The sequence below is a fragment of the Pseudomonas sp. St386 genome, assembly GCF_018325865.1.
Lineage (GTDB): Bacteria > Pseudomonadota > Gammaproteobacteria > Pseudomonadales > Pseudomonadaceae > Aquipseudomonas > Aquipseudomonas brassicacearum.
In genome coordinates this window covers 5096841-5121373 of record NZ_AP021900.1, presented here as the reverse complement: position 1 = coordinate 5121373, position 24533 = coordinate 5096841, and the positions used below count along the sequence as shown (strand labels likewise).

At 60.5% G+C, this 24533-nt stretch carries 19 protein-coding genes, 4 tRNA genes and 1 pseudogene; 14 read left to right on the top strand and 10 right to left on the bottom strand.

From position 1 onward, the window contains the following. Position 1: 1 nt before the first annotated feature. From KI235_RS22635 to KI235_RS22620, 4 genes and pseudogenes are all read left to right on the top strand, one after another. Positions 2 to 733: an adenosylcobinamide-GDP ribazoletransferase gene (locus KI235_RS22635; protein WP_013694059.1), complete on the top strand. Its 732-nt coding sequence runs from the start codon at positions 2 to 4 to the stop codon at positions 731 to 733. Between the two features lie 72 nt (positions 734 to 805). Next, the gene (locus KI235_RS22630; protein ID WP_003204618.1) at positions 806 to 1210 is read left to right on the top strand and encodes a MarR family winged helix-turn-helix transcriptional regulator; all 405 of its coding nucleotides are present in this window, start codon (positions 806 to 808) and stop codon (positions 1208 to 1210) included. 52 nt (positions 1211 to 1262) lie between these two features. Next, positions 1263 to 2470 (top strand): annotated as a pseudogene (locus KI235_RS22625) (MFS transporter). Between the two features lie 181 nt (positions 2471 to 2651). Next, positions 2652 to 3203 (top strand): glutathione peroxidase, encoded by a 552-nt coding sequence (locus tag KI235_RS22620; protein WP_003204612.1) that lies wholly within the window; start codon positions 2652 to 2654, stop codon positions 3201 to 3203. 90 nt (positions 3204 to 3293) lie between these two features. Here the strand turns inward: KI235_RS22620 and KI235_RS22615 are convergent, their stop codons facing one another. From KI235_RS22615 to KI235_RS22605, 3 genes are all read right to left on the bottom strand, one after another. Further along, entirely contained in the window at positions 3294 to 4574 is a 1281-nt protein-coding gene (locus KI235_RS22615; protein ID WP_003204610.1) for an outer membrane protein transport protein, read from the bottom strand. Positions 4575 to 4719: 145 nt separating this feature from the next. After that, a complete protein-coding gene (locus KI235_RS22610; RefSeq protein WP_013694058.1) occupies positions 4720 to 5202 on the bottom strand; it encodes a hypothetical protein in 483 nt (160 codons plus the stop codon). A 276-nt stretch (positions 5203 to 5478) separates the two neighbouring features. Continuing rightward, complete coding sequence (locus KI235_RS22605) at positions 5479 to 5703, bottom strand: hypothetical protein (protein WP_003204606.1); 225 nt, start codon at positions 5701 to 5703, stop codon at positions 5479 to 5481. A 955-nt stretch (positions 5704 to 6658) separates the two neighbouring features. Between KI235_RS22605 and KI235_RS22600 the strand changes: the two genes are divergently transcribed. Together KI235_RS22600 and rmuC are read left to right on the top strand one after the other, a co-directional pair. Further along, a complete protein-coding gene (locus tag KI235_RS22600) occupies positions 6659 to 6982 on the top strand; it encodes a sel1 repeat family protein (RefSeq protein ID WP_003204604.1) in 324 nt (107 codons plus the stop codon). 188 nt (positions 6983 to 7170) lie between these two features. Continuing rightward, positions 7171 to 8559 carry a DNA recombination protein RmuC gene (gene rmuC, locus KI235_RS22595; RefSeq protein WP_161796658.1) on the top strand — a complete coding sequence of 463 codons (1389 nt, stop codon included), beginning with the start codon at positions 7171 to 7173 and terminating at the stop codon, positions 8557 to 8559. 157 nt (positions 8560 to 8716) lie between these two features. On the opposite strand, the gene KI235_RS22590 is transcribed toward rmuC, so the two are convergent. Then, entirely contained in the window at positions 8717 to 12187 is a 3471-nt protein-coding gene (locus KI235_RS22590; RefSeq protein ID WP_212795309.1) for a PAS domain-containing hybrid sensor histidine kinase/response regulator, read from the bottom strand. 251 nt (positions 12188 to 12438) lie between these two features. Beyond that, positions 12439 to 12978 carry a TetR/AcrR family transcriptional regulator gene (locus KI235_RS22585; RefSeq protein ID WP_212795308.1) on the bottom strand — a complete coding sequence of 180 codons (540 nt, stop codon included), beginning with the start codon at positions 12976 to 12978 and terminating at the stop codon, positions 12439 to 12441. A gap of 103 nt (positions 12979 to 13081) precedes the next feature. On the opposite strand from KI235_RS22585, the gene KI235_RS22580 reads away from it, so the two are divergent. The 4 genes from KI235_RS22580 to KI235_RS22565 all read left to right on the top strand — a co-directional run bounded on the left by KI235_RS22580 (position 13082) and on the right by KI235_RS22565 (position 17861). Next, positions 13082 to 14272 carry an MFS transporter gene (locus KI235_RS22580; protein WP_027911893.1) on the top strand — a complete coding sequence of 397 codons (1191 nt, stop codon included), beginning with the start codon at positions 13082 to 13084 and terminating at the stop codon, positions 14270 to 14272. Between the two features lie 70 nt (positions 14273 to 14342). Next, positions 14343 to 14654 (top strand): cupin domain-containing protein, encoded by a 312-nt coding sequence (locus tag KI235_RS22575; protein WP_018604299.1) that lies wholly within the window; start codon positions 14343 to 14345, stop codon positions 14652 to 14654. A 103-nt stretch (positions 14655 to 14757) separates the two neighbouring features. Continuing rightward, a complete protein-coding gene (locus KI235_RS22570) occupies positions 14758 to 15906 on the top strand; it encodes a TDT family transporter (RefSeq protein ID WP_028237382.1) in 1149 nt (382 codons plus the stop codon). Positions 15907 to 15986: 80 nt separating this feature from the next. Then, positions 15987 to 17861, top strand: coding sequence for an MFS transporter (locus KI235_RS22565; protein WP_003204590.1), 1875 nt, complete (start codon positions 15987 to 15989; stop codon positions 17859 to 17861). A 178-nt stretch (positions 17862 to 18039) separates the two neighbouring features. Here the strand turns inward: KI235_RS22565 and sugE are convergent, their stop codons facing one another. The 3 genes from sugE to rdgC all read right to left on the bottom strand — a co-directional run bounded on the left by sugE (position 18040) and on the right by rdgC (position 20499). Beyond that, positions 18040 to 18354: a quaternary ammonium compound efflux SMR transporter SugE gene (sugE, locus tag KI235_RS22560; protein ID WP_003204587.1), complete on the bottom strand. Its 315-nt coding sequence runs from the start codon at positions 18352 to 18354 to the stop codon at positions 18040 to 18042. Between the two features lie 118 nt (positions 18355 to 18472). Next, complete coding sequence (locus KI235_RS22555) at positions 18473 to 19438, bottom strand: bile acid:sodium symporter family protein (RefSeq protein ID WP_212795307.1); 966 nt, start codon at positions 19436 to 19438, stop codon at positions 18473 to 18475. A 140-nt stretch (positions 19439 to 19578) separates the two neighbouring features. After that, complete coding sequence (gene rdgC, locus KI235_RS22550) at positions 19579 to 20499, bottom strand: recombination-associated protein RdgC (RefSeq protein WP_003204583.1); 921 nt, start codon at positions 20497 to 20499, stop codon at positions 19579 to 19581. Positions 20500 to 20659: 160 nt separating this feature from the next. Here rdgC and KI235_RS22545 point away from each other — a divergent pair. From KI235_RS22545 to KI235_RS22530, 4 genes are all read left to right on the top strand, one after another. Continuing rightward, positions 20660 to 20735: transfer RNA gene (locus KI235_RS22545), tRNA-Val, on the top strand. 19 nt (positions 20736 to 20754) lie between these two features. Then, a tRNA-Asp gene (locus tag KI235_RS22540) sits at positions 20755 to 20831 on the top strand. A 177-nt stretch (positions 20832 to 21008) separates the two neighbouring features. Next, a tRNA-Val gene (locus tag KI235_RS22535) sits at positions 21009 to 21084 on the top strand. Between the two features lie 17 nt (positions 21085 to 21101). Then, positions 21102 to 21178, top strand: a tRNA-Asp gene (locus KI235_RS22530). A 242-nt stretch (positions 21179 to 21420) separates the two neighbouring features. Here the strand turns inward: KI235_RS22530 and KI235_RS22525 are convergent. Together KI235_RS22525 and KI235_RS22520 are read right to left on the bottom strand one after the other, a co-directional pair. Then, positions 21421 to 22557 (bottom strand): catalase family protein, encoded by a 1137-nt coding sequence (locus tag KI235_RS22525; protein ID WP_003204581.1) that lies wholly within the window; start codon positions 22555 to 22557, stop codon positions 21421 to 21423. 31 nt (positions 22558 to 22588) lie between these two features. Then, positions 22589 to 24394, bottom strand: coding sequence for a di-heme-cytochrome C peroxidase (locus KI235_RS22520; protein WP_003204579.1), 1806 nt, complete (start codon positions 24392 to 24394; stop codon positions 22589 to 22591). Positions 24395 to 24533 lie beyond the last annotated feature (139 nt).

The window sequence follows — 24533 nt, the reverse complement described above, 5'->3', positions numbered from 1 at the left end:
GATGCTGCCCTTCTGGATCGCCTTGCAATTTCTCAGCAGCCTGCCGGTGCGCCTGCCCGGCATGCCCGAGCCTGAACAGCTGGGTCGTTCGCTGTTGCTCTATCCGGTGGTGGGGCTGTTGTTCGGTGTTTTGCTGTGGCTGCTCAATGCACTGCTGCTGGGCACGCCGTTGCTGCTGCACGCTGCGCTGTTGCTGAGCGCGTGGGTGTTGCTCAGCGGCGGCCTGCACCTCGATGGCCTGGCCGACAGCGCCGATGCCTGGCTCGGTGGTTTTGGCGATCGCGAGCGCACGCTGCTGATCATGAAAGACCCGCGCAGTGGGCCGATCGCAGTGATCACCCTGGTGCTGGTGTTGCTGCTCAAATTCACCGCGCTGCTGGCGTTGATCGAGCAGGGACAAACGTTGGCCTTGGTCATCGTGCCGGTGCTGGGGCGTGCCGCGTTGCTCGGCCTGTTCCTGACCACCCCTTACGTGCGTGCCGGTGGGTTAGGCCAGGCGCTCGCCGATCACCTGCCGCGACGCTCGGGCTGGCAGGTGTTGGCGGCCTGTGCGTTGGGGAGCCTGCTGCTGTTGGGCTGGACCGGGCTGTGGACGCTGGTGGTTGCCGCGCTGGTGTTCATCGGGCTGCAACGGATGATGCTGCGCAGGCTGCAAGGATGCACCGGGGATACGGCGGGCGCCTTGCTGGAACTGCTGGAGATGGCCGTTCTGGTAGCGTTGGCGTTGAGTTGAATCCGGATCTTGCTGGCAGGACAGCGTTCATTTAAATTTGCATTCATTCAGTCGCGGGTATATACACGCATCATGCTTCCTTCCCAATGTCTGTGCATCAACCTGCGTCGTGCCGCCCGTGGCGTCAGCAGATATTACGACGGCGCCCTCGACGGCTTCGGGATCAACGTTGCCCAGTATTCTTTGCTGAGCAACCTGGCGCGCCTGGACCAGCCGAGTATTTCTTCCCTGGCCGAGGCCATGGGCCTGGACCGCAGCACCCTGGGTCGTAACCTGCGGGTGCTGGAAGGCGAAGGGCTGGTGGCGCTGGCCGAGGGTGACGACCTGCGTAACCGCATCGTCGTGCTCACTGAAACGGGGCAGGCCCGGCTGGCGGCGGCGTTGCCTGCCTGGGAAGCGGCGCAGCAGAAACTGATCGATAAGCTGGGCGCCGAAAAGCGTGCGACCTTGCTGGCCTTGCTGGATGAACTGGCGTGAAGCCGGTTCGTTCGATAATAAGTGGGTATATACCCGCGACCGGAGAACAAGAATGACATCGATGTGGCGTACCTGTGGTTGGGTCCTGGTGGGCAGCGCGCTGATCCTGGCGTTGTCCCTGGGCGTACGGCATGGCTTCGGCCTGTTCCTGGCGCCCATGAGTGCCGAGTTCGGCTGGGGCCGTGAGGTATTCGCCTTCGCCATTGCCTTGCAGAACCTGATCTGGGGCCTGGCGCAGCCGTTCACCGGCGCGCTGGCCGACCGCTTCGGTGCGGCGAAAGTGGTGCTGATCGGCGGTGTGCTGTACGCAGTGGGCCTGGTGTTCATGGGCATGGCCGATTCGCCATGGTCCTTGTCGTTGAGCGCGGGCCTTTTGATTGGTATCGGTCTGTCGGGCACGTCGTTTTCGGTGATTCTGGGTGTGGTCGGACGGGCCGTGCCGCCGGAAAAACGCAGCATGGGCATGGGTATCGCCAGTGCCGCCGGTTCCTTCGGCCAGTTCGCCATGCTGCCCGGTACGCTGGGGCTGATCGGTTGGCTCGGTTGGTCGGCGGCGTTGTTGGCGCTGGGGCTGCTGGTGGCGTTGATCGTGCCGCTGGTGAGCATGCTCAAGGACGCGCCGTTGCCGGTCGCTGGCCATGAGCAAACTCTGGTCGAAGCCTTGCGTGAGGCATGCAGTCATTCCGGGTTCTGGCTGCTGGCGATTGGCTTTTTCGTTTGCGGGTTCCAGGTGGTGTTCATTGGCGTGCATTTGCCGGCGTACCTGGTGGACCAACACCTGCCAGCCAGCGTCGGCACCACCGTGCTGGCCCTGGTCGGGTTGTTCAATATCTTCGGCACCTATACCGCCGGCTGGCTGGGGGGCGCATGTCCAAGCCACGCCTGCTGACTGGGTTGTACTTGGTGCGGGCGGTGGTGATCGGTTTGTTCCTGTGGCTGCCCGTGACCACCACCACTGCGTATCTGTTCGGCATGGCGATGGGCTTTCTGTGGCTGTCGACGGTGCCGTTGACCAACGGCACGGTGGCGACCCTGTTTGGTGTACGAAATCTCTCTATGTTGGGTGGGATCGTGTTCCTGTTCCACCAGTTGGGCTCGTTCCTCGGTGGTTGGTTGGGCGGGGTGGTGTACGACCGTACCGGCAGCTATGACTTGATCTGGCAGGTGTCGATCCTGCTCAGCCTGTTGGCGGCGGCGTTGAACTGGCCAGTACGTGAACGTCCGGTGGCGCGCCTGCAAGTCCAGGCCGGCGCAGCATGAGTCGTGTCGGCCCGTGGTTGATCGCTGCCGGTGCCGGCCTGCTGCTGGCGTTCGCCTGGTGGGGTTGGCATCAGGGCGGGTTGGCCTTGATGCAGCTGGGCATGGGCAACTGCTGAACAATGGACGGCATCGGACGCTGCGAGTAACGTCGTGGTCTGACGTGCTTTTAAGGAAGATAGACATGTTGATGCGTTGGTTTGCTGTTCCCGCCCTGTTGCTGGCTGTGACCGGGCAAGTCTGGGCCGCCGGTTGCCCACCGTTGCTGGAAGGTTCGTTGCCCAAGCTGCGGGCCAAGGAAACCATTGATTTGTGCCAGCGCTTCGCCGGCAAGCCGCTGGTGGTGGTCAACACTGCCAGCTTCTGTGGGTTCGCCCCGCAATTCAAAGGCCTCGAAGCGCTCAACCAGCGCTACAAGGAGCAAGGGTTGCAAGTGCTGGGTGTGCCGTCCAATGACTTCAAGCAGGAGTCCAAGGACGGTGCTGAAACCGCCAAGGTCTGCTACGTCAATTACGGCGTGACCTTCACCATGACCGAACCTCAACCGGTGCGCGGTGCGGATGCGATACCGTTGTTCAGGCACCTGGCTGAACAATCCAGCGCGCCGAAATGGAATTTCTACAAGTATGTGGTGGACCGCCAGGGCAATGTCGTAGGCAGTTTTTCCAGCCGGATCAAGCCTGACGATCCCGATTTCATCAAGGCGGTGGAAGCGGCCATTGCTTCCAGACCCTGATCGCCAGCCACGAAAAAGCCCCGCCTCTTTGCAGAGTGCGGGGCTTTTTTTCGCTTCAGGTGGCGAGGGGTTCAGGTTCGCCGTGAAACATCAGAAGCGGTAGGTTGCACCGACACCGAAACCGTTGGCGCTGTTTTCATATTTGGCGTTGTAGGACTGGCCGAGGGCGTTGCTGCCGCTGACGTTGACTTTTTCTTCCTTGAGGTAGGAATAAGCCACGTCGATGGTCAGGTCGTCGGTCGGGCTCCAGCCGGCACCGAGGCTGAAGATGGTCCGGTCGCCAGTAGGGATGCGTGGCGAGCGGTCGGCGTTGTTGGTCGGTGCCTGGTCGAAGGACAGGCCGGTACGCAGTACCCACTGTTTGTTCAACTGGTAGGAAGTACCGATGGCGTAGGCCCAGGTGTCGTGCCAGTTTTGCTCTTCGGTGATGGTACCGAGGAAGGCAGGAGCGAACACACCACCCGATGTTGTCACCCCTTCGTTATTCACGGTGATTTCTTTCAGGCGACTCCAGCGTGTCCAGGTGCTGCCCGCATAAACGGTCCAGGCATCATTGAGCTTTTGGGTGACCGAAAAGTCCACCGATTCAGGTGTGGTGATGTCCAGCGAGGCATCGTAGCGCCCGTTATTCAAAAGTACCGCAGGAGTACCGGCGCCAGGGCTCACTTCAGTGTGGCCTTCAAGCTTGTACTTGACCTTGGAGTGGTAGGTCAGGCCGACACGAGTGGTGTCGGTCGCCTGGACCAGCACGCCAATGTTGTAGCCGTAGCCAATGTCGTCGCCCTTGATCTTCACGTCGCCGTCATTAGCTGAAAACGGAGTGTTCAGCGTCGACTCCAGAGAGCCGGAAATACGGTTGATGGTCGGGCCGAAACCGATCGATACCTTGTCGTTGAAGGCATAGCTGACGGTTGGCTGGAACGTGACGACCTTCACTTCGCTCTTGCTACCGAAGTTGCCGCCCTGGAAGCCGTTTTCATAATCGGTGATCAAGCCAAACGGTGCGTAGACACCCAGGCCGAATGCCCATTGATCATCGATAGGCTTGACGTAATAACCCATCGGAACGCCGGTCAGCGGGACCATGTCGCCCTTGTTAGTGCCGGACTTGGTGCCGCTGGCATCGTCGATATCGGTGGAGGCATCAATGGCGGCGAAGCCACCGGTGACTTGCTGGCGCTTGAGGCGCGACATGCCGGCAGGGTTGCCAAACACGGTGCTGGCGTCATCGGCAGCGGAAGAACGACCTGCGAAACCAGTGCCCATGCCACTGATGCTTTGTTCGTTCAAGGCAAAGCCACTGGCGAAAAGTTGGGTGGATGCCAAGGTCACGGCAAGGCCAAGGGTGGTTTTGAGCATGATTTTTTTCATTGTTAGAACTCCTGATGATCACCGGGGCGAAAATTACCAACATTTTCGTGCAAGCGCTATAGCCCGTATCGCTTGATTTAGAGGGGTTTTGTAGGACAATCCGACCAGATTCGCGACCGTTGCAGGAAGTTTCCAAATTTCCACATCAGCAAGCGACCTGATTCATGGGTGAAACACAGCTTCGCCATGCGCAGGTGAAATCTCGCAGGCGCCCTTGGGGGTGAAAGGTTTGTCGCCAGATGCGGGCCATGCCAAGCAGGTCATCGGCTTCAGGAAGCGGAGTGTTCTGTTCCTCCACCAGCAGCCAGGCAATGGCGGTGGCATAGCGCAGGTTGACGGTCAATTCCAGGTGCGGGCCGCTGAGGAAGGCGTGCTGGCTGGCCAGGCCGCGTACCAGGCTGGCTCGTTCCGGGTCCAGCGCCAGGTAATGGTCCCAGAGTGCCTGGTGTCGGGGCTCGGTAATGCGATACAGGCCATGCCCGCGGCGATCATGCAGGGCTGAACCCAGGGCGGACTGGCTGGCGGCAATACCCAGCAACAAGGATTCCGCAGTTGCGCTGTGACGCTCAAGGTAGAGGAGCGTCGGGCGGATCACATATCGACACAGTTCGCTGGCAGCGATACCCATAAAACCCTCGAAGTGTGAAATGGGCGGAGCCTGAAGAGTGTGGGCTTGGCAGCGGTGGATCGGTCCAGGCCCCGCCGGAAGCGGATCATGCCGCTTGACTTGAAGTGTAGTGTCATATTTACGTTGTAAAGGACTGTTTTTAAAACATCTTCAACGAACGGTTATAACTGTTATATCCCTTGGTACTTACGCCGTTTCGCTTGATCGAGAAATTCCAGGCAATAAAAAACCCCGCTTTTTGGGCGGGGCCTTTGGGGTTTCAGCCTTTCTGGCGTCTCAGGCAACCAGTGCCTGGCGGGTACGCTCGATCACGGCCTGCAGCGGTTCGGCGCTGGAGTACTGATCGGGGTACAGGCGTTCGCTGTGACGGGCGATGCCGTGTTCGTTGACCAGGGTGAAGCTGAAGCAGCCTTTGCGAGCGGCCATGATCAGGCAGTTCATCGGGGCAAAAGCGTTGGTGAGGGTGCGGATAGCATCCTGTGCGTGGATTTGAGTAGACATGTTATGGGTGTTCCTACAAATGACACGGTTAAGAACCGTGCAACGTTAAAACGTTCCAGTAACGTCGACCACCATTGGTCGAACGAAGAACCCGACTGGAACAAAGCAGCCAGTTTGAGCGCTATATAAAGTGCGCGCTTGGGCTGGCAGGTAGGTACTTAGGAGGGCAGGCAACACATCAAGGGCAAAGGTTCTGGGCCCGGGGTGAAGATCCTGATCAATTTTGCAGGTTGGTTCGGTCAGAGTAATGAGCCTGGCAACACCCTTTGCATTCGATCAAAGGCTGTGTTGACGCAAGGTTTACCTGGAAACCATCGAGGGGGCCGGTCTCCTTTTTTCGGTGAGGTGTCCTTTGAAGGATGGCTGACCGTGGAGATGTGTTCGACCCGGAATTGACTTTCAGCTTGGTACTAACGCTGCGGATACTAACGGATCGAACTCGTGAAGGGAAGGGCGTTGGTTAAAAAATATTCAAGCAGGGCCATGCGTCGATGTCGGGATCGGACGCGTAGCACAGGACCCAACTGTACTCGGGTGTGTCCATGCCACCCACGCCGCGCGCAAGGCCCGAGGTTTATCCCCAGGTTTTACCGCCAGATGCGCCAAAAAAGCGCAGCGTTATAACCCATTCGGCTGTTACTTGTGCACACTCGCTGCACCACTTGTCACTGTACTGTCATGTCGAAACAATCCGGGGTGGGTGCCTGTATCCAAAATTTAAGTCAATGAAAAACATCGCTTTTTTTTACTGGTGAAAAAATCGTCAGTTTGAGCGCAGGCCCCGTTCCACAGGGCTTTGCGCGAGTTCAGGGTGGGTTGTCCACTGAGTTATCCACAGCTTCTGTGGATTGTCCCAAGCGCTTGCTCTAGCACGGGCGTGCTGGTTTTTTTCGGCTTTACCCGTACGAAAAAAGGAGTAGAGTGGCGCGCCTTCCGATCTAGCCCACAGTGTTTTATGAAGTTTCGCTCCGTATCAAATCCTGTTACCTCCACATCCCATGGTGTTACCCCACCCAAGCGTATTTCGATGCGGGTGGCCGAGTGGCTACTCGACAGCCCGAGACTGGGAGATAGCCCCAGCGTCAAGCACTTGGCCGGCCGTTTACTCAAGCAACCGGCCCGTGAAGGCGTGGTGGCCGCGCAAAGTCGCCTCGGACAATTGATGTGCCGTGAATGCGGCAACGCCCGGGATCGCCGCATCGGCCAGGACCTGCTGCGCCAGGCCGCGCGGGCCGGCGATGATCGAGCCCGCCGGGCCCTCGGTGAAATCGAAGGCTGAAAACGAAGACCGAGCTGGGCAACCCCCGGCCGCTTGGTTAACCTTCGGGCTTTATTTGATCGGCAGGAATTGTCATGGCTATGGATTTGACCAGCCTGTTGTTTGGCCTGGCGGGCGCTGCGGTGCCATTGCTGGCACTGGCCTGGCACCTGCAACGCCAGGCCGGCGCTGCGCAGACCGAACAGGCCCTGCTGGAAGAACGCCTGGCCACCGCGCACATGGCCCACGACGGCCTCAATGCCCAGCTCGATGCCTGCCGCGATGAGATCAGCGACCTGAGCCAGGCCAACGCCGCCAAGCAAGCCGAGCTTGCCGCAGCCTGTCGTGAAGTCGAGTTGTTGCAAATCGAGCGGGACAACGCCCGGGATGCGGCCCACGCCTGGAACCTCGAGCGCGCCAACAAGGAAGCAGAATTGCGGCGGCTCGATGCCCAGGCGGCGTCGTTGCATGCCGAACTGCGCGAGCAGCAGGAAAGCCATCAGCAACGCCTGGATGATCTGCAAGGTTCGCGCGACGAGTTGCGGGCACAATTCGCCGAGCTCGCCGGAAAAATCTTCGATGAGCGTGAGCAGCGTTTCGCCGAAACCAGCCAACAGCGCCTGGGCCAGTTGCTCGATCCGCTGAAGGAGCGCATCCAGTCCTTCGAAAAACGCGTCGAAGAAAGTTATCAGGCCGAGGCCCGGGAACGTTTCTCCCTGGGCAAGGAGCTGGAGCGCTTGCAACAGCTGAACCTGCGCTTGAGCGACGAGGCCACCAACCTCACTCGGGCACTCAAGGGCCAGAAGACCCAGGGCAACTGGGGCGAGTTGATTCTGGAGCGGGTGCTCGAACATGCTGGCCTGGAGAAGGGCCGCGAGTATCAGACCCAGGTCAGCCTCAAGGGCCCGGACGGCGAGCGTTTCCAGCCGGACGTGTTGATTTATCTGCCTGGCGACAAACAAGTAGTGGTCGACTCCAAGGTCAGCCTCACGGCCTATCAGCAGTACGTGGCCGCCGAAGATGACGCCATTGGCCAACTGGCCCTCAAGCAACATGTGGTGTCGTTGCGAGCCCACGTCAAAGGCTTGGCCGGCAAGGACTACAAACGCCTGGACGGTTTGCACAGCCTGGATTTCGTGTTGTTGTTCGTGCCGATCGAAGCGGCGTTTTCCGCCGCCTTGCAAGCCGAGCCGAACCTGTTCCAGGAAGCCTTCGACCGCAACATCGTGATCGTCAGCCCGACCACGTTGCTGGCGACCCTTCGGGTGATCGATAGCTTGTGGAAGCAGGAACGCCAGAGCCAGAACGCCCGGGAAATCGCCGAGCGGGCCGGGTGGCTGTATGACAAGTTCGTCTTGTTCATCCAGGACCTGGATGAGATCGGCAGTCGCTTGCAGCAGTTGGACAAAGCCTACAGTGCCGCGCGCAACAAATTGACGGAAGGGCGCGGCAACCTGATCAGCCGCAGCGAACAGCTCAAGCTGCTCGGCGCCCGGGCCAGCAAGAGCTTGCCCAGCGAATTGCTCGAACGGGCGATGACCGATGCGGATGGGCTGCCTGAGTTGCCGGAAGAAGCCAGCGAGAAAACCCAAGGCTGAAACACAAACCCAAGGCTGAAGCAGAAGCTTGTGGCAAGGTCATCTTCTGGGAGCAAAGCTTGCTCGCGATGGCATCCTTGAGACCGACTTCGCGGGCAAGCCTTGCTCCCCACAAGATTTTCCATCGCCACAGGGGAACAGCGTGTCCCTCTGCCCATTACAACGGCAAATGCCGACTCAACAACGCCCGCAACGCCGCCGGCTTCACCGGCTTGGCCAGGTAATCCAGGCCTGCGGCATGCACCTGGGCTATCATCTCAGGTCGGCCGTCGGCGCTGATCACCACACCGGGAATCGGTTCGCCCATGCGCGTGCGCAACCAGGCCATCAGCTCGGTACCGGTCTCGCCGTCGTCCAGATGAAAATCCACCAGCGCCAGTTGCGGTCGGCCGCCCTGGGCCAGCCAACGCTCGCATTCTTCCCGGTTGCGCGCCGTCCACACCTGGCAACCCCAGCGTGTCAGCAGGCTGTTCATGCCGATCAGGATGCTGTCTTCGTTATCGACGCACAGCACCTGGGCGCCGCTTGGCAAATGACCGTTGGGTTCAGCCGCGGGACTTGGTGCGACGACCTGTGTATGGGCCAAGGGCACGCTGACGCTGAACACGCTGCCACGCCCCGGCCAGGAGCGCACGCGCAAGGTATGGCCCAGCACGCGGCATAGCCCGTCGGCGATGGCCAGGCCCAGGCCCAGGCCTTTTTCGGCGCGGGTCTGGTGGCTGTCCAGGCGTTTGAATTCTTCGAAAATGACCTGCAGCTTATCCTCGGCAATTCCCGGCCCGCGATCCCAGACTTCCAGGCACAACTCGCCGTTGCGCCGGCGTATCCCCAGCAACACAGGGCCCTTGGCATAGCGGAAGGCGTTGGTGAGGAAGTTCTGCAGAACCCGCCGCAACAACTTGATGTCGCTGTCGACCCGCAGTCGCGAGCCTCGCATTCGGAATTTCAGGCCTTGTTCCTGGGCCAGCGCCGTGAACTCGGCGCCCAAGGTGTCGAACAATTCGTTGAGGACGAACGGCTTGCGGTCGGGATTGATCTTGCCGTTTTCCAGGCGGGAGATGTCCAGCAGGTCGGTGATCAGGTCTTCAGCGGAACGCAGCGAACTGTCCAGATGCTGCACCAATTGCCGGGCCTCGCTCGGCAAACCCTCGTGCTGGTGGGACAGCGCGGCAGAGAATAGCCGCGCGGCGTTGAGCGGTTGCATCAGGTCGTGGCTGACCGCAGCCAGGAATCGGGTCTTGGATTGATAGGCCGCTTCGGCGGTGCTCTTGGCTTCGGTCAGGGCCAGGTTCAGTTGCGATAATTCCCGGGTGCGTTCGGCCACTCGTTGCTCCAGCCCCTCGTTGGCTTCGGTCAGCGCTTGCGCGGCCTCACGGAATGCGGTGATGTCAGTGAAACTCATGACGAAACCGCCACCGGGCATCGGGTTGCCGATCAGCTCGATCACCCGGCCGTTGGGGAACAATCGTTCAGAGGTATGGGCGCGGCCCTGGCGCATCCAGTGCAGGCGTCGGGCGACGTGAACTTCGGCTTCGCCTGGGCCGCAGAGACCACGCTCGGCGTTGTAGCGGATGATATCGGCAATGGGCCGGCCAACACTGATCAAGCCGTCCGGATACTTGAACAGCTCCAGATAGCGACGATTCCAGGCCACCAGCCTGAGGGACTGGTCGACCACGCTGATGCCCTGGCTGATGTTCTCGATGGCGCCTTGCAACAGCGCGCGGTTGAACTGCAAAACTTCCGAGGCTTCGTCTGCGATCCGCACGACGTCTTCGAGCTGCATCTCCCGACCTTCAATGGCGGCCTTTACCACAGCCCTGGTCGAAGAGGCCCCGAGTACACCGGCCAGCAGGCGTTCGGTGTGGGCGATCCATTCGCTGTCGGCGTTCTGGGTCGGGTTGAAGCCTTTGCCCTGGCGGTAGGCAAAGCGAATGAAACTCTGCCGCGCCCGCTCCTCGCCGACGAAACGGGCGGCCAGTTGCAACAGGTCTTCGATGTGCACCGCCAGCATTGAGCGGGGGTTGGGGCGGGCGCTGATTTCCTGGCCGATGAAGCGTCCGGCCTGCCAGTGTTCCGAGACGCGTGTGCGCGACAGCACGGACACCCAGGCGAACAACGTGAAGTTACCGGCCAGGGACAGGACCACCCCTTGGGTCAGGGGAGTAATCGGCAGGTTCAATGGATTGCCGTGCAGCCAGGCCAGGCCCGGGAAGCTACTGAGCGACCAGCCCAGGCTGTGAGCGGCGATCGGCAACACCAGGGTGTAGAACCACAGGAAAATCCCCATGGCGAGGCCAGCGAACACACCGCGGCGGTTGGCCTGTTTCCAGTACAGCGCGCCGAGCATGGCCGGGGCCAGTTGGGTCACGGCGGCGAAGGCGATCTGGCCGATGGTCGCCAGGCTCGCCGTCGAACCCAGCAGGCGGTAGCTGACGTAGGCCAGCAACAGGATCACGACGATGCTCACCCGACGCACCGACAGCATCCACTGGCGGAACACTTCGAAGGGCCGCTCGGCGTTGTTGCGGCGCAGCAGCCACGGCAACAGCATGTCGTTGGAGACCATGGTGGACAGCGCCACGCTGGCCACGATCACCATGCCGGTAGCCGCCGAGGCGCCACCAATGAACGCCAGCAATGCCAGGGCCGGATGGGCCTGGGCCAGCGGCAGGCTGATGACGAAGGAGTCCGGCAATACGGAGCTGGGCAGCATCATTTGCCCGGCGAGGGCGATGGGCACCACGAACAGTGCGGCCAGGGCCAGGTAGGCGGGGAATACCCACTTGGCCAGGCGCAGGTCCTGGGGTTCGATGTTCTCCACCACGGTCACGTGGAACTGTCGTGGCAAGCAGATGATCGCCATCATCGCCACCCCGGTCTGCACCACCATGGATGGCCAGTTGATTGTTTCTTTCCAGTACTGCTCCAGCCGTGGGGCGAGCATGGCCTGGTTGAACAGGTCGTCGAAGCCGTCGTACAGGCCGTACGTCACGAACGCTCCGACCGCCAGGAAGGCGAACAGCTTGACCAGGGATTCGAAGGCAATCGCCAGCACCATGCCACGGTGGTGTTCGGTGGCGTCCAGGTTGCGGGTACCGAACACGATGGTGAACAGCGCCAGGATCAGCGAGACGATCAGCGCGGTGTCCTGGGCGCGGGTGCCCATGGCATCGGCGCCGGCACCGATCAACAGGTTCACCCCGAGCACGATGCCCTTGAGCTGCAAGGCGATGTACGGCAGCACGCCGACCAGGCAGATCAGCGCGACCACTACCGCCAGGGATTGGGACTTGCCATAGCGGGCGGCGATGAAGTCGGCGATGGAGGTGATGTTCTCCTGTTTGCTGATCATCACCATTTTCTGCAGGACCCACGGCGCCAGCACCAGCAGCAGGATCGGCCCGAGATAGATCGGCAGGAATGCCCAGAGCTGTTCGGCGGCCTGGCCTACGGCGCCAAAGAACGTCCAACTGGTGCAGTACACCGCCAGCGACAGACTGTAGACCCAAGCCCGCACCCGCGGCGGCAGCGGCGTGCTGCGCCGGTCGCCGTAGAAGGCGATGGCGAACATGATGGCCATATAGGCCAGGGCGACAACGGCAATCAGCCCGCTGGACAGCGACATGGAAACTCCCGGACAAAGACACCGGGACTTGAGCCCGGCAGGACAGTCTCGCATGCCCGCTCGGGTTCGTCAGTGTCGACCAAGGTCGAGGCGCGGTGGGGTGTCGCAGGTGCGGGGAATGCTCAAGTTATTGGGTGTTCTTTCGGGCCTCTTCGCGAGCAGGCTCGCTCCCACATTCGATCTTAAGTGAACTCAAGTTTTGTACTCACTGGTGACCAAGTGTGGGAGCGAGCCTGCTCGCGATGGCGTCGTCACTGACCCAACGCGATATCCACCAACCGATACAACTCCCCAATTTCCAATGGCGCGGTAGCAAAGAGGATACGAAACACCGTTGGCGCCACCACCACATTGATCAGCCGTTCGACGCCTGGATTGGGCTCATCGGGGTAGCGGTCCAGGATGATCTGCAACTGACGACTGAGGATCCCCACGCAATACCCCGGCGTGGCGCAGGCCTGGATGTCGCGCATCATGTTGCGACCGGGCTCGGAACTCATTTCGTCCAGGTACTGTTCGGCCCAGGCGAGCAGGTCGCCGCGCAGGCTACCGGTGTTGGCGGGGTCGCTGTCGGGGCGCAAGCGGGCGATGGCGACATCGGCCAGCAGCGCCGGCAGATCACCCCAGCGCCGGTAGATGGTGGACGGCGTCACCCCGGCGCGCGCAGCGATTTGCGGCACGGTCAGGGTCGCGCGGTCCTGCTCTTGCAGCAGGTCGCGGACCGCCGAATGAATCGACTCTTGGACCCGGGCGCTTCGACCGCCGGGGCGTAAACCTTCTTTAATCGCCATGCGTCAGACCTTAACACAAAGAATTTGCTTTAAGCGCATGCTGGTAGCACACTCCACAAAAGCAAAAAATTAGCTTTTGCGAATACTCCTGTGGAGCGTGCCCATGTCCCGTCCAGCTTCGACCCGCGCCAGCCTGATATTCCTGGCGCTCACCTTGCTCGGTTTTCTCGCCGCGTCCAGCGCGCCGACGCCGTTGTATCATCTCTACCAGGAACAATTGCAATTTTCCCCGGCCGTCCTGACGCTGATTTTCGGTGTGTACGCCTTCAGTCTGCTGGCGGCCTTGCTGACCGTGGGTTCGCTGTCGGATTACCTGGGCCGCAAGCCGGTGATCTTCGTGGCGCTGTTGCTCAACATGCTGGCGATGCTGCTGTTTATCAGCGCCGACAGCGTTGCCTGGTTGATCAGTGCCCGCTTGATCCAGGGATTTGCCACCGGCATGGCCACCAGTGTGCTGGGGGCTGCCTTGCTGGATTTCGACCGTCGCCAGGGCCCGCTGATCACCAGTGTCGCGCCGCTGTTGGGCATGGCATGCGGGGCGCTGGGCTGTGGCCTGCTGGCTGAATTCGCGCCGTTGCCCTTGCAACTGACGTACTGGCTTCTGTTGGGCTTGTTCCTGGCCCAGGCCGTTTACCTCTGGCGCCTGGCGGAAAGCGTCAGCCCGCAACCCGGTGCCTGGCAGTCCCTGCGGCCAACCCTGCATGTGCCGCCCCAGGCGCGGCAAGCCTTGTGGCGGGTCCTGCCACTGGACCTGGCGGCCTGGGCCGTGGGCGGTTTCTACTTGTCACTGGCACCGTCCCTGGTGCGAGCGGCAACCGGATCGACCTCCAACCTGATCGGTGGCGCGCTGGTGGCGGTGTTGACCCTCAGCGGCGCGTTATCCATCTACCTGCTGCGCAACCAGGAGGCCGACAAGATGTTGCGCCTCTCCGCGAGCTTGCTGGTGGTCGGTCTTGCATTGGTGCTGGCGGCGGTGCATGGCGCCAGCTTGCCATTGTTCTTCATTGGCACGCTGGTCACCGGCAGCGGTTTTGGCGCGGGATTCCTGGGGGCGCTGCGCAGCATCATGCCGCTGGCGTTGCCCCACGAACGGGCCGGTTTGATGTCGGCGTTCTATGTCCTCAGTTACCTGGCCTTCAGCCTGCCGTCGCTGCTGGCGGGGAACCTGACGCGGGTGTTCGGATTGATCCCGACCACCGATGGCTATGGCGCGGTGTTGATTGTGCTGTGTGTCGTTGCGTTGTTGGGGTTACGTCAATCCATGAGACCGGTCAGCGATGGCGCGCGGCCTTGAAACCAAGGGTGCGGGCGTCGCCGGCAGTAGGTTAGTCTTGGCGCCTCAGTCTTTTTTTCCGGACGATCCCTTGAAAATCATTCGCAGCAAGTCCTTCACCGGGGACCGCGCCTGGGCGGCGCTGGATATCGCCAACATGAATGGCATCACCACGCGCCTGCACTGGACCGATCAGCCGTACAAATGGCACGTCAATGACGGCGAGGAAGTCTTCGTGGTGCTCGATGGGCAAGTGCGGATGTGCTATCGGGAAGAGGGTGTCGAAAAGGAAACCTTGCTGGAGGCCGGGGACATTTTCTACGCCTCGGTGGGCACCGAACATGTGGCCAGGCCCTTGGGCGAAGCGAGAATCCTGGTGATCGAGACCGAAGGCAGCGTCTGATGGTTATCTGCTAAACCGATAACATATAGAGAGATTACCCGTTATATAGATATTCGATTCGGCTCTAGCATGGCTCCACCTTATCCGAGGACAGGAGTTCGCCATGACATGCTGCGCTGCAAAAAACCGCTTGCGTCCATTGAGCCATTTGCCCAGGCCGCTGGAGGCCATTCGCCAATTCACGCCTAACTGGTTTGCCGTGGTCATGGGCACCGGAGTGTTGGCGCTGGCCTTGGCGCAATGGCCTGGGAATGTGTCGGGCCTGCGCCTTTTGGGTGAAGGCTTGTGGTTGTTCAACACGCTGTTGTTCGTGGTATTCGCCCTCCTGTACACGGCCCGTTGGGTACTGTTCTTCGACGAAGCACGACGGATTTTCGGTCATTCAACGGTCTCGATGTTTTTCGGCACCATTCCCATGGGGCTGGCGACCATCATCAACGGCTTTTTGGCATTTGGGCTGCCGCGCTGGGGGAGCGGTGTGGTGGCGGTGGCTGAGGCGTTATGGTGGATCGACGTGGCCATGTCGTTGGCCTGTGGTGTGCTGATCCCATTCTTGATGTTCACCCGCCAGGAACATCGCATCGACCAGATGACCGCCGTGTGGCTCTTGCCGGTGGTGGCCGCCGAAGTCGCGGCGGCCAGTGGCGGGCTGTTGGCGCCGCATCTGGCCGACGCTCATGGGCAACTGGTCATGCTGGTGACCAGCTACGTGCTCTGGGCCTTTTCCCTGCCGGTGGCGTTCAGCATCCTGACGATTTTGCTGTTGCGCATGGCGCTGCACAAACTGCCTCACGAGAACATGGCCGCCTCGAGCTGGCTGGCCCTCGGCCCGATCGGCACCGGCGCCCTGGGCATGTTGCTATTGGGCAACGATGCCCCGCTGATTTTTGCCGCCAATGGCCTGTCCGGCGTGGGTGAAATCGCCGCCGGGTTGGGTCTGGTGGCTGGTATCACGCTGTGGGGGCTGGGGTTGTGGTGGATGTTGATGGCGCTTCTGATCACCGCGCGCTACCTGCGCGCAGGCATTCCCTTCAACCTCGGCTGGTGGGGCTTTACCTTTCCCCTGGGCGTGTACGCGTTGACCACGCTGAAGCTTGCGGACCTGCTGGGCCTGGTTTTTTTCAGCGTGTTCGGGGCTGTGCTGGTGGCGATGCTGGTGGTGATGTGGCTGATCGTCGGGCGGCGTACGGTCCTCGGTGCCTGGCACGGTGAGTTGTTTGTGTCGCCCTGTATTGCAGGGCTGGCGAAATAATCGCTAAAGACAGGTAATGTGTGGCCTGGATCAAAAAGCGTCATTCCAATAAGCGTCCACGTCACTCAGGAACATGGAAGATGAGTCACCCTTCGCAGTTCACCTTGCTTCGCACGCGGCGTTTCCTGCCGTTCTTCATCACGCAGTCCTTGGGCGCGTTCAACGACAACATTTTCAAGCAGTCGCTGATCCTCGCCATCCTCTACAAATTGACCATCGAGGGCGACCGCTCGATCTGGGTCAACCTCTGCGCGCTGCTGTTTATCCTGCCGTTTTTTCTGTTCTCGGCTCTGGCAGGGCAGTTCGGCGAAAAATTCGCCAAGGACGCGCTGATTCGTCTGATCAAGCTCGGCGAAATCGCCATCATGGCGGTCGGCGCAGTAGGGTTTCTGTTCGATCACTTATCGCTGATGCTGGTGGCGCTGTTCGCCATGGGCACGCATTCGGCGTTGTTCGGCCCGGTGAAGTACTCGATCCTGCCCCAGGCCTTGCGTGAGGAAGAGTTGGTCGGCGGCAACGGCCTGGTGGAGATGGGCACCTTCCTGGCGATCCTGGCCGGCACCATCGGCGCCGGGATCATGATGTCCTCGGCGCATTACGCACCCGTGGTGTCCACTGCGATCATCGGTGTTGCCGTGCTCGGTTACCTGGCCAGCCGCAGCATTCCGCGCGCAGCGGCGGCCTCGCCGCAGATGCGCCTGAACTGGAACATCTTCAGCCAATCCTGGGCCACCCTGAAACTGGGGTTGGGGCAAACCCCGGCGGTGTCCCGTTCGATTGTCGGCAACTCCTGGTTCTGGTTCGTCGGGGCGATCTACCTGACGCAGATCCCGGCCTATGCCAAGGAGTGGATGCACGGTGACGAAACCGTGGTGACCTTGATCCTGACGGTGTTCTCGGTGGGGATCGCCTTGGGTTCGATGCTCTGCGAAAAGCTTTCCGGGCGCAAAGTCGAGATCGGCCTGGTGCCGTTCGGCTCGTTCGGGCTGACGGTGTTCGGCCTGCTGTTGTGGTGGCATTCCGGTGGAATCCCCGACAGCGTCGAGGGGCACGGTTGGCTTGAAGTGCTCGGTTTCGGTCACGCCTGGCTGGTGCTGATCGACATCCTGGGCCTGGGTGTCTTTGGCGGTTTCTATATCGTGCCGCTGTACGCGTTGATCCAGTCGCGCACGGTGGAGAACGAGCGGGCGCGGGTGATTGCTGCCAACAACATTCTCAACGCGTTGTTCATGGTGGTCTCGGCCATCGTCTCCATCGTGCTGCTGAGCCTGGCCAAACTGTCGATCCCGCAACTGTTCCTGGTGGTGTCGTTGCTCAACATTGGCGTCAACGCCTACATCTTCAAGATCGTTCCCGAGTTCAGCATGCGTTTCATGATCTGGCTGCTGAGCCATTCCATGTACCGCGTGGAGCACCGCAATTTGGAGGCGATCCCGGATGAAGGGGCTGCGCTGTTGGTCTGCAACCACGTCTCCTTCGTCGATGCCTTGCTGATTGGCGGCGCGGTGCGTCGGCCGATTCGCTTCGTGATGTACTACAAGATCTACAACCTGCCGGTGTTGAATTTCATCTTCCGTACCGCTGGGACGATCCCGATTGCCGGGCGCCAGGAAGACATTCACATCTACGAAAAAGCCTTCAAGCGAATCGCCCAATACCTGAAGGACGGTGAGTTGGTCTGCATCTTCCCTGAAGGAAAGCTGACCGGTGACGGTGAGATCAATGAGTTCAAGAGCGGACTGACACGCATCCTCCAGGAGACCCCGGTGCCGGTGATTCCCCTGGCGTTGCAGGGGTTGTGGGGCAGTTTTTTCAGTCGCGACCCGGCCAAAGGGCTGTTTCGTCGATTCTGGTCGCGGGTGACGCTGGTGGCGGGGTCGGCGGTCGCGGTGGAAGTGGCTGAGCCGGCGAAGTTGCAGGCGTTGGTAGGGGAGTTGCGTGGGACCGTCCGCTAGAACGAAAAACTGAAGGAGAAGACCTGTGGGATTAAAACCTGTGGGAGCAAAGCTTGCTCACGATGGCGTCCTTGCGATCGCTATCGCGGGCAAGCCTTGCTCCCACAGACCCTGCTCCCCACAGGTTTTACTCCACAAGTTCCACAGCTCCTAGAAGGTCTTGCTCCTACAGGAGGGCTTAAGCGCTGACCTTGAGCCCGATCAACCCTGCAACGATCAACGCCACGCTGGCCAGACGAACCAGCGCCATCGACTCACCAAACAAAATGATCCCGGCGATCACCGTGCCCACGGCACCGACCCCGGTCCAGATCGCATAGGCTGTACCCAGCGGCAGTTCCTTCATTGCAAGGCCGAGCAGGCCAAGGCTGATCGCCATGGCGGCGATTGTCAGTGCAGTGGGGAGAGGGCGGCTGAAGCCGTCGGTGTATTTCAGGCCGACAGCCCAGCCGACTTCGAACAGACCGGCAAAAAACAGAATGATCCAGGACATCACACACCTCATCGATGGATGGGGTCGTCCCCGGATAACGGTTGCTATGGCGTTGCGGGGTCGTCCCCGCATTGGGCGCAAGAATGCCCAATGCTGACGATTCGGTCAAGATTCGCCTTCAGTCCACCGCTTGGCGGGCCAATAGCTCACGGTCCTGTTTTTCGCTCATGCGCCGGAAGTACGTCGAGAGCAGGGCGCCGGAAATGTTGTGCCAGACGCTGAACAGCGCGCTGGGTACCGCCGCCAGTGGCGAAAAGTGTGCACTCGCCAGCGCTGCACCCAGGCCGGAGTTCTGCATGCCGACTTCCAATGACAGGGTTTTGCGCTGGGCCAACGGCAAGCCGAACAAACGCCCGGTGAAGTACCCCAGCAGATAACCGAAGCTGTTGTGCAGCATCACGATGGCCATGATCAGCAGGCCGGATTCGGCGATTTTCGCCTGACTGGCTGCAACCACCGCCGCGACGATGATCACGATGCTCACTACCGATATCAGTGGCAGCACTTCTACCGCATGACGAACCCGGGCACCCAGCAGGCGTTGGGCAATGATGCCCAGTGCGATCGGCAACAGGACGATTTGCAGGATCGACCAGAACAGCGCCGAGAACGACACCGGCAACCAGGCCGAGGCCAGCAGCCAGATCAGCGCCGGGGTCAGCAGAGGGGCAAGCAGGGTCGTGATGGCGGAAATCGCCACGGCCAGGGCCAGGTCACCGCGAGCCAGCCAGGTCATGACATTGGACGATGTGCCGCTCGGGCAGCAGCCCACCAGGATCACGCCGACGGCGATCTCCGGCGGCAGGCTGAACACTTGGCAAAGCAGCCACGCCGTACCGGGCATGATCACGAATTGGGCAACCACCCCCAAGGCGACGCGCCCTGGATGACGGGCCACTTCGGCGAAGTCTTCCAGCTTGAGTGCCAGGCCCATGCCGAACATCACCAGGCCCAGCAGTGGCACGATGGCGATTTTTAGACCGATGAACCAAGCTGGCTGCAGAAACGCCACCACCGCGAAAATCAGTACCCAGTAAGCGAAGGTATTGCCGACAAAGCGACTCAATGCAGCCAATGCGCGCATGACCTGATCCTTATTATTAAGAACACCACAAAACCCAATGTGGGAGCGGGCTTGCTCGCGAAAGCGGAGTGTCAGTCAGCATCTCGGTGGCCGTCATGCCGCTATCGCGAGCAAGCTCGCTCCCACAGGGGGGGCGGGGTTTAGATCCCCTGCGGAATCTCTTCCCCACCCAACGCTTCAACCAGCGCCGGCAGGAACTCGCCGAACGTCAACATCATCAGCGTGAAGCTGGCGTCCAGTTGGCCGAGGGCTTCGTCGCCACCGTCCTGCTCTGCCTGGTCCTGCAGCAGGTCTTCGAACTTCAGGCGCTTGACCACCATCTTGTCGTCGAGCATGAAGGACAGCTTGTCCTGCCAGGCCAGGGACAGTTGCGTGACGACCTTGCCGGTGTTCAGGTGCAGCTGGATTTCGTCGCTGGTCAGGTCCTGGCGCTTGCAGCGCACGATGCCGCCGTCTTCGTGGGTGTCGCGCAGTTCGCATTCATCGAGCACGAAGAAATCGTCCGCGGCTTTCTGGGTCTTGACCCAGTCGGTCATGGTAGCGGTCGGGGCCATTTTTACCGTCAGTGGACGTACCGGCAGCGAGCCGATGACTTCGCGCAGGGTAGACAGCAGGTCTTCAGCGCGTTTCGGGCTGGCCGAGTTCACCAGGATCAGGCCCTGTTTCGGCGCGATGGCGGCAAAAGTGGACGAACGACGGATGAACGCACGCGGCAGGAACGCCTGGATGATTTCATCCTTGAGCTGGTCCCGTTCCTTTTTATAGACCTTGCGCATTTGCTCGGCTTCGATCTCTTCGACCTTTTCCTTCAGGGCATCGCGTACGACGCTACCCGGCAAGATGCGTTCTTCCTTGCGCGCGGCGATCAGCAGGAAGTCCTGGCTGACGTGCACCAGCGGTGCGTCTTCGCCTTTGCCAAACGGTGCGACGAAACCGTAAGTGGTCAACTCCTGGCTTGCACATGGACGCGCCAGTTTGCTGGCCAGTGCAGTTTCCAACGCCTCGGCATCAAAAGGCAGATCTTGGGTCAGGCGATAGATAAGCAGGTTTTTGAACCACATGGGGTGAGTCTCTCCTTTATACAAAGGGGGGCATTATTCTCTTCGCAGCGCCATAGGCCAACCCTTCGCTAAGCCTTTGGAAGGCCTGAAAAAATTAATTTAAAAAGTGCTTGCCAGCTTAAAGAGTGCTCCGTAGAATGCGCGCCACACCGAAAGCGAAGGGTGATTAGCTCAGCTGGGAGAGCGTCTGCCTTACAAGCAGAATGTCGGCGGTTCGATCCCGTCATCACCCACCATTCGTTCAACGTGTTACGCGCAGCGGTAGTTCAGTCGGTTAGAATACCGGCCTGTCACGCCGGGGGTCGCGGGTTCGAGTCCCGTCCGCTGCGCCATATTCGGTTACCTGGAACACTGAACGCCAGGTCACCACGGAAAGCCCGCTAACGCGGGCTTTTTGCTGTTTGCAGTTCCTGTGGTGTGCGTTGCTCATGTTTTTTTTGCTGAATTTGCTAATTAAATCAGCACGTTATAAAAAACTGTGAGAGAATGCGCCCCGCATCGAAAGTGAAGGGTGATTAGCTCAGCTGGGAGAGCGTCTGCCTTACAAGCAGAATGTCGGCGGTTCGATCCCGTCATCACCCACCAAACTTTCAGTGTTACGCGCAGCGGTAGTTCAGTCGGTTAGAATACCGGCCTGTCACGCCGGGGGTCGCGGGTTCGAGTCCCGTCCGCTGCGCCATATTTGGTTATCTGGAATGCTGAACGCCAGGTGGCTACTAGAAACGACGCTTTTCCTTTACGAGGGAAAAGCGTCGTTTTTTTTGGCTCTCTTTTTTGTGTGTATATCCGTCGCTGCGGTTACGGCTACATGGTTCCGCCCTTACGGCGGGTCACTTTTGAAGAGCCCGGGAGCCGGCCCAGTCAGAGCGGAACCATCAGCAGCCGTTACCGAAATAACGGATATACACACCAACCCATCGTCTACAGCTCAGCATTCCGCCGATGACGATAATCGCTGACCGCCTCATACACCGCCTTACGCAAGCGATTGATCCCACCAATAGGCCGATGCGCCTCAATGCCGAACCAAGGATTGAACGACTGATTATCACAAGCCAGATTCAACTTGGGCGTATCAAAATCCTGAGCCGGAACCTTGATCCGCGCCACGGTCTCGAACGGCGCATCACTTTCCTGCCACTCAATACTGGTGTCTTCAATGGGCATGTACTTGCTCGGATCCTGACGCTGGATCTGCAAGACAAAACACGCCGGCACCCGGTCCGTGGATAACTGCTGATTCAATGCGCTACGCAAGAAGTTCGGCAGGTCCTGATTCTGGGGAGGCAGGGTATAGCTCGGGCAACTGTCCGGGTCCGGTGCGACGCGAAACTTGGCGTTGGCTTCGCCGAATTTGTAAGGCGATACCGAGAAATACGTGGTCTGGGTCGGGCTGGCCGGGGGCGGTGAGAGGGTCGCCAGGGCGATGAATAAATGCCGGATCTGCCAGCTGCGCGGGTCCAGGCTTGGAAAGAAAGCCATCGCCTTCTTCCCGTCAGCCTGGGCGGCCACATTCTGACGATATTCAGCGACATCGCTGACGAAGAAGTTCGGATGGTTGAACATCACGAAATCCTGCTCACCCTGTGATTGCCGGTCAGCGAGCAGTTGCTTGCCCGGTACGTTCATCAGCTTGATCGCCATCCCGCGGGCATCGCGCAGGCTGTCGAACTGCGGATAGGCGTTGCCGTTGGACAGGCGAATCGTCGCCTGCCAGACCTTCCCCGGCTCGGCGAATACACCTTGGCGCAACGGTGCCGGCAGGTCGCTCGGCACCTGGACTTCGGCCATGACACAGCCGTGGGCCTTGGCATGGGCATCGCGCAGGTAACGCGTACTTTCGCGGTGCTGATCGACGATGCGAATAGCGGTCTGGATGATGTCCTGGGTCATGGCCGCTTCGCCGGGCGCCACCTGTTCCTTGTCCGGGACCGGTCCCTTGTGTTGCCAGGCAAACCAGGCTGTGGACAGTGCCCAGCCGAGCAACCCGATGCCCAGCAGCCACAGGAGCGTCTTGCCCAAAAAGGCACCGAGGCGCAGCCAGAGCGTGATCAACATTCAAACTTCCTTTTACCTGTGGGGTTCATCATTACAGTTGCGACTCCAGTGGCCCGCCCAGCACCTTTAAATACTCCAGCAAGGCCCAGCGTTCCTGCGGTTGCAGCAAGCGGCCAATGACGCCATTACCTCGCTCGCCCGCGCGGAATTCATGGCCGCTGTTGTGGTTGCCGGTAATGCGGGTATCGAAGAGAAAACCGTTGGTAAAGGCTTCGGTGCGATAGCCCAGGTGGCGCGGGTCGTATTCGAAGTTGCCTTTATAGAACGTGGTCGCGCGCTCGTCCTGGGGGGACAGCAATTGATAGATCGTCGGCACCGAGCCGTTGTGCAGGAACGGTGGCGTGGCCCAGACGCCCGCCAGCGGCCGGGCTTTGTAGGCGCGCAGTTCACGTACGCCGATGGGTAGGCCAAAACCGTCCAGGGCAGGGCGCTCGGCGGGGGTGACACCGGCGTCGCGGTAAGCGCGGTTTTCGACGAACGCCGTGACGTAGGCCAGGCCTTTGGCGACCGAGAGTTGGCTCAGGTCCAGCGGTTCCGTCGGGGTCGGGTGCAGTTGCACTTCCAGCTTCGCCAACTCGGCCGGATCCCACTGCAGGCTGGTCAGGTCGTAGCGGTGATCGGCGATGTTGTTGGCGGTGCCCGGGTCGGTGCCGATCACTTGCACGGGCAGCATGTGCAATTGCTGGACCGGCCTGTCGGGCCCTTGGACTACCTTGGGTACATGGCAGCCGGCGCAGTTTTCAGTGAACAGGGCCCGGCCCTTGGCCGCCAGCGGTTTGTCGATTGAACCGAGCAGCGCTTCGGGCCACACAGGCGGCTTGAGCAGTTGCAGGGTCTCTTCGATCTTGTTCAAGTCGCGCACACGCACGCTGGAGGGGTAACGCGCATCGCCCTGCAGCGGTTTGCCTTGGGTGTCGAAGAAATTCAGCGTGGCGCCGACCCCCAGTGCTTCACCGACGTTGCGGGCCATCGGTTGCTGGGCCGATCCGTTCCACTGCACCCAGTCGAACGTCCATATATCCCACAACTGCGGGTAGTCCACGGGGGCGTTGGCCACCCGGTAGTTTTGCGGCGAAATGGCGTCGCCGAAGCTGGCATTGGCGATGCGACCGAAGGCGTCGGTACGGCCAGGCCCTTCTTCGGTGGGGTAGAGGCCGCGATGGGTGTCGTTCCAGGCCACCCGCAGGAACGTGTCCAGGGAGATTTTGAAGGCCTTGCGCAATTCCTCGTGGCGGGCGTCGTAGTCCTTGCCCAGCACTTGGCGGGCGAAGCGCTCGAACTTCCAAGGGTTGTAGTAGGTAGACGCCAGACTGGCGACCAATGCTTGTCCGAAACTGCCACCGCGTAATGTAGGAACACTGGAAGGCAGCACGTGTTGAGCCGAGCCGCCGTCGATCCGTATCGCCTGGCCCTTGAAGCGCAATTCGCCGGTATGGCAGGCAGCGCAGGTGATATCCAGGAACTGTTCGGTGCTGCCCGGGTTCTGGTGCCGGGCGAAGCCCACCGGCAAGTTGCCGGGATTGGCCGACGAGGCTTTCTGCGCCGGATCGACCAGGAACCCAAAGCGCGCCAGGTACTCAGGCGAAGCGAAGCGTTGTTGCGAAAACGGTAATTCGAGGGCAGTGAACCAGTCGTAGCGCAGGCCTTTGACCTGGGTGCCCTGGGGCGTGAAGTAATACGTCTGGCGCTCGGCGGCAGTCCATTGGTCGAGGTAATTCACCTGTTCGACGGGCGTGTAGAACGGCAGGCGAGGATTGGCGACGTAATAAACCACCACGGCCACGACAATAATCAGCAGCGCGAGGAGCAGCAAGAAGATGCGAGAGAGAAGGCGCACGGTAACGTCCTTGTTTTTTTGATAAGCCCTTATGCCTCAGTGCTGCGCGGCGGGCAAGTGGCCATTACCCCTGGCCTGTAGGGGAGCGGCAATTTGTCCCTGTACGTAACAGATGACAGATGCTTCATTCGTACAGGCT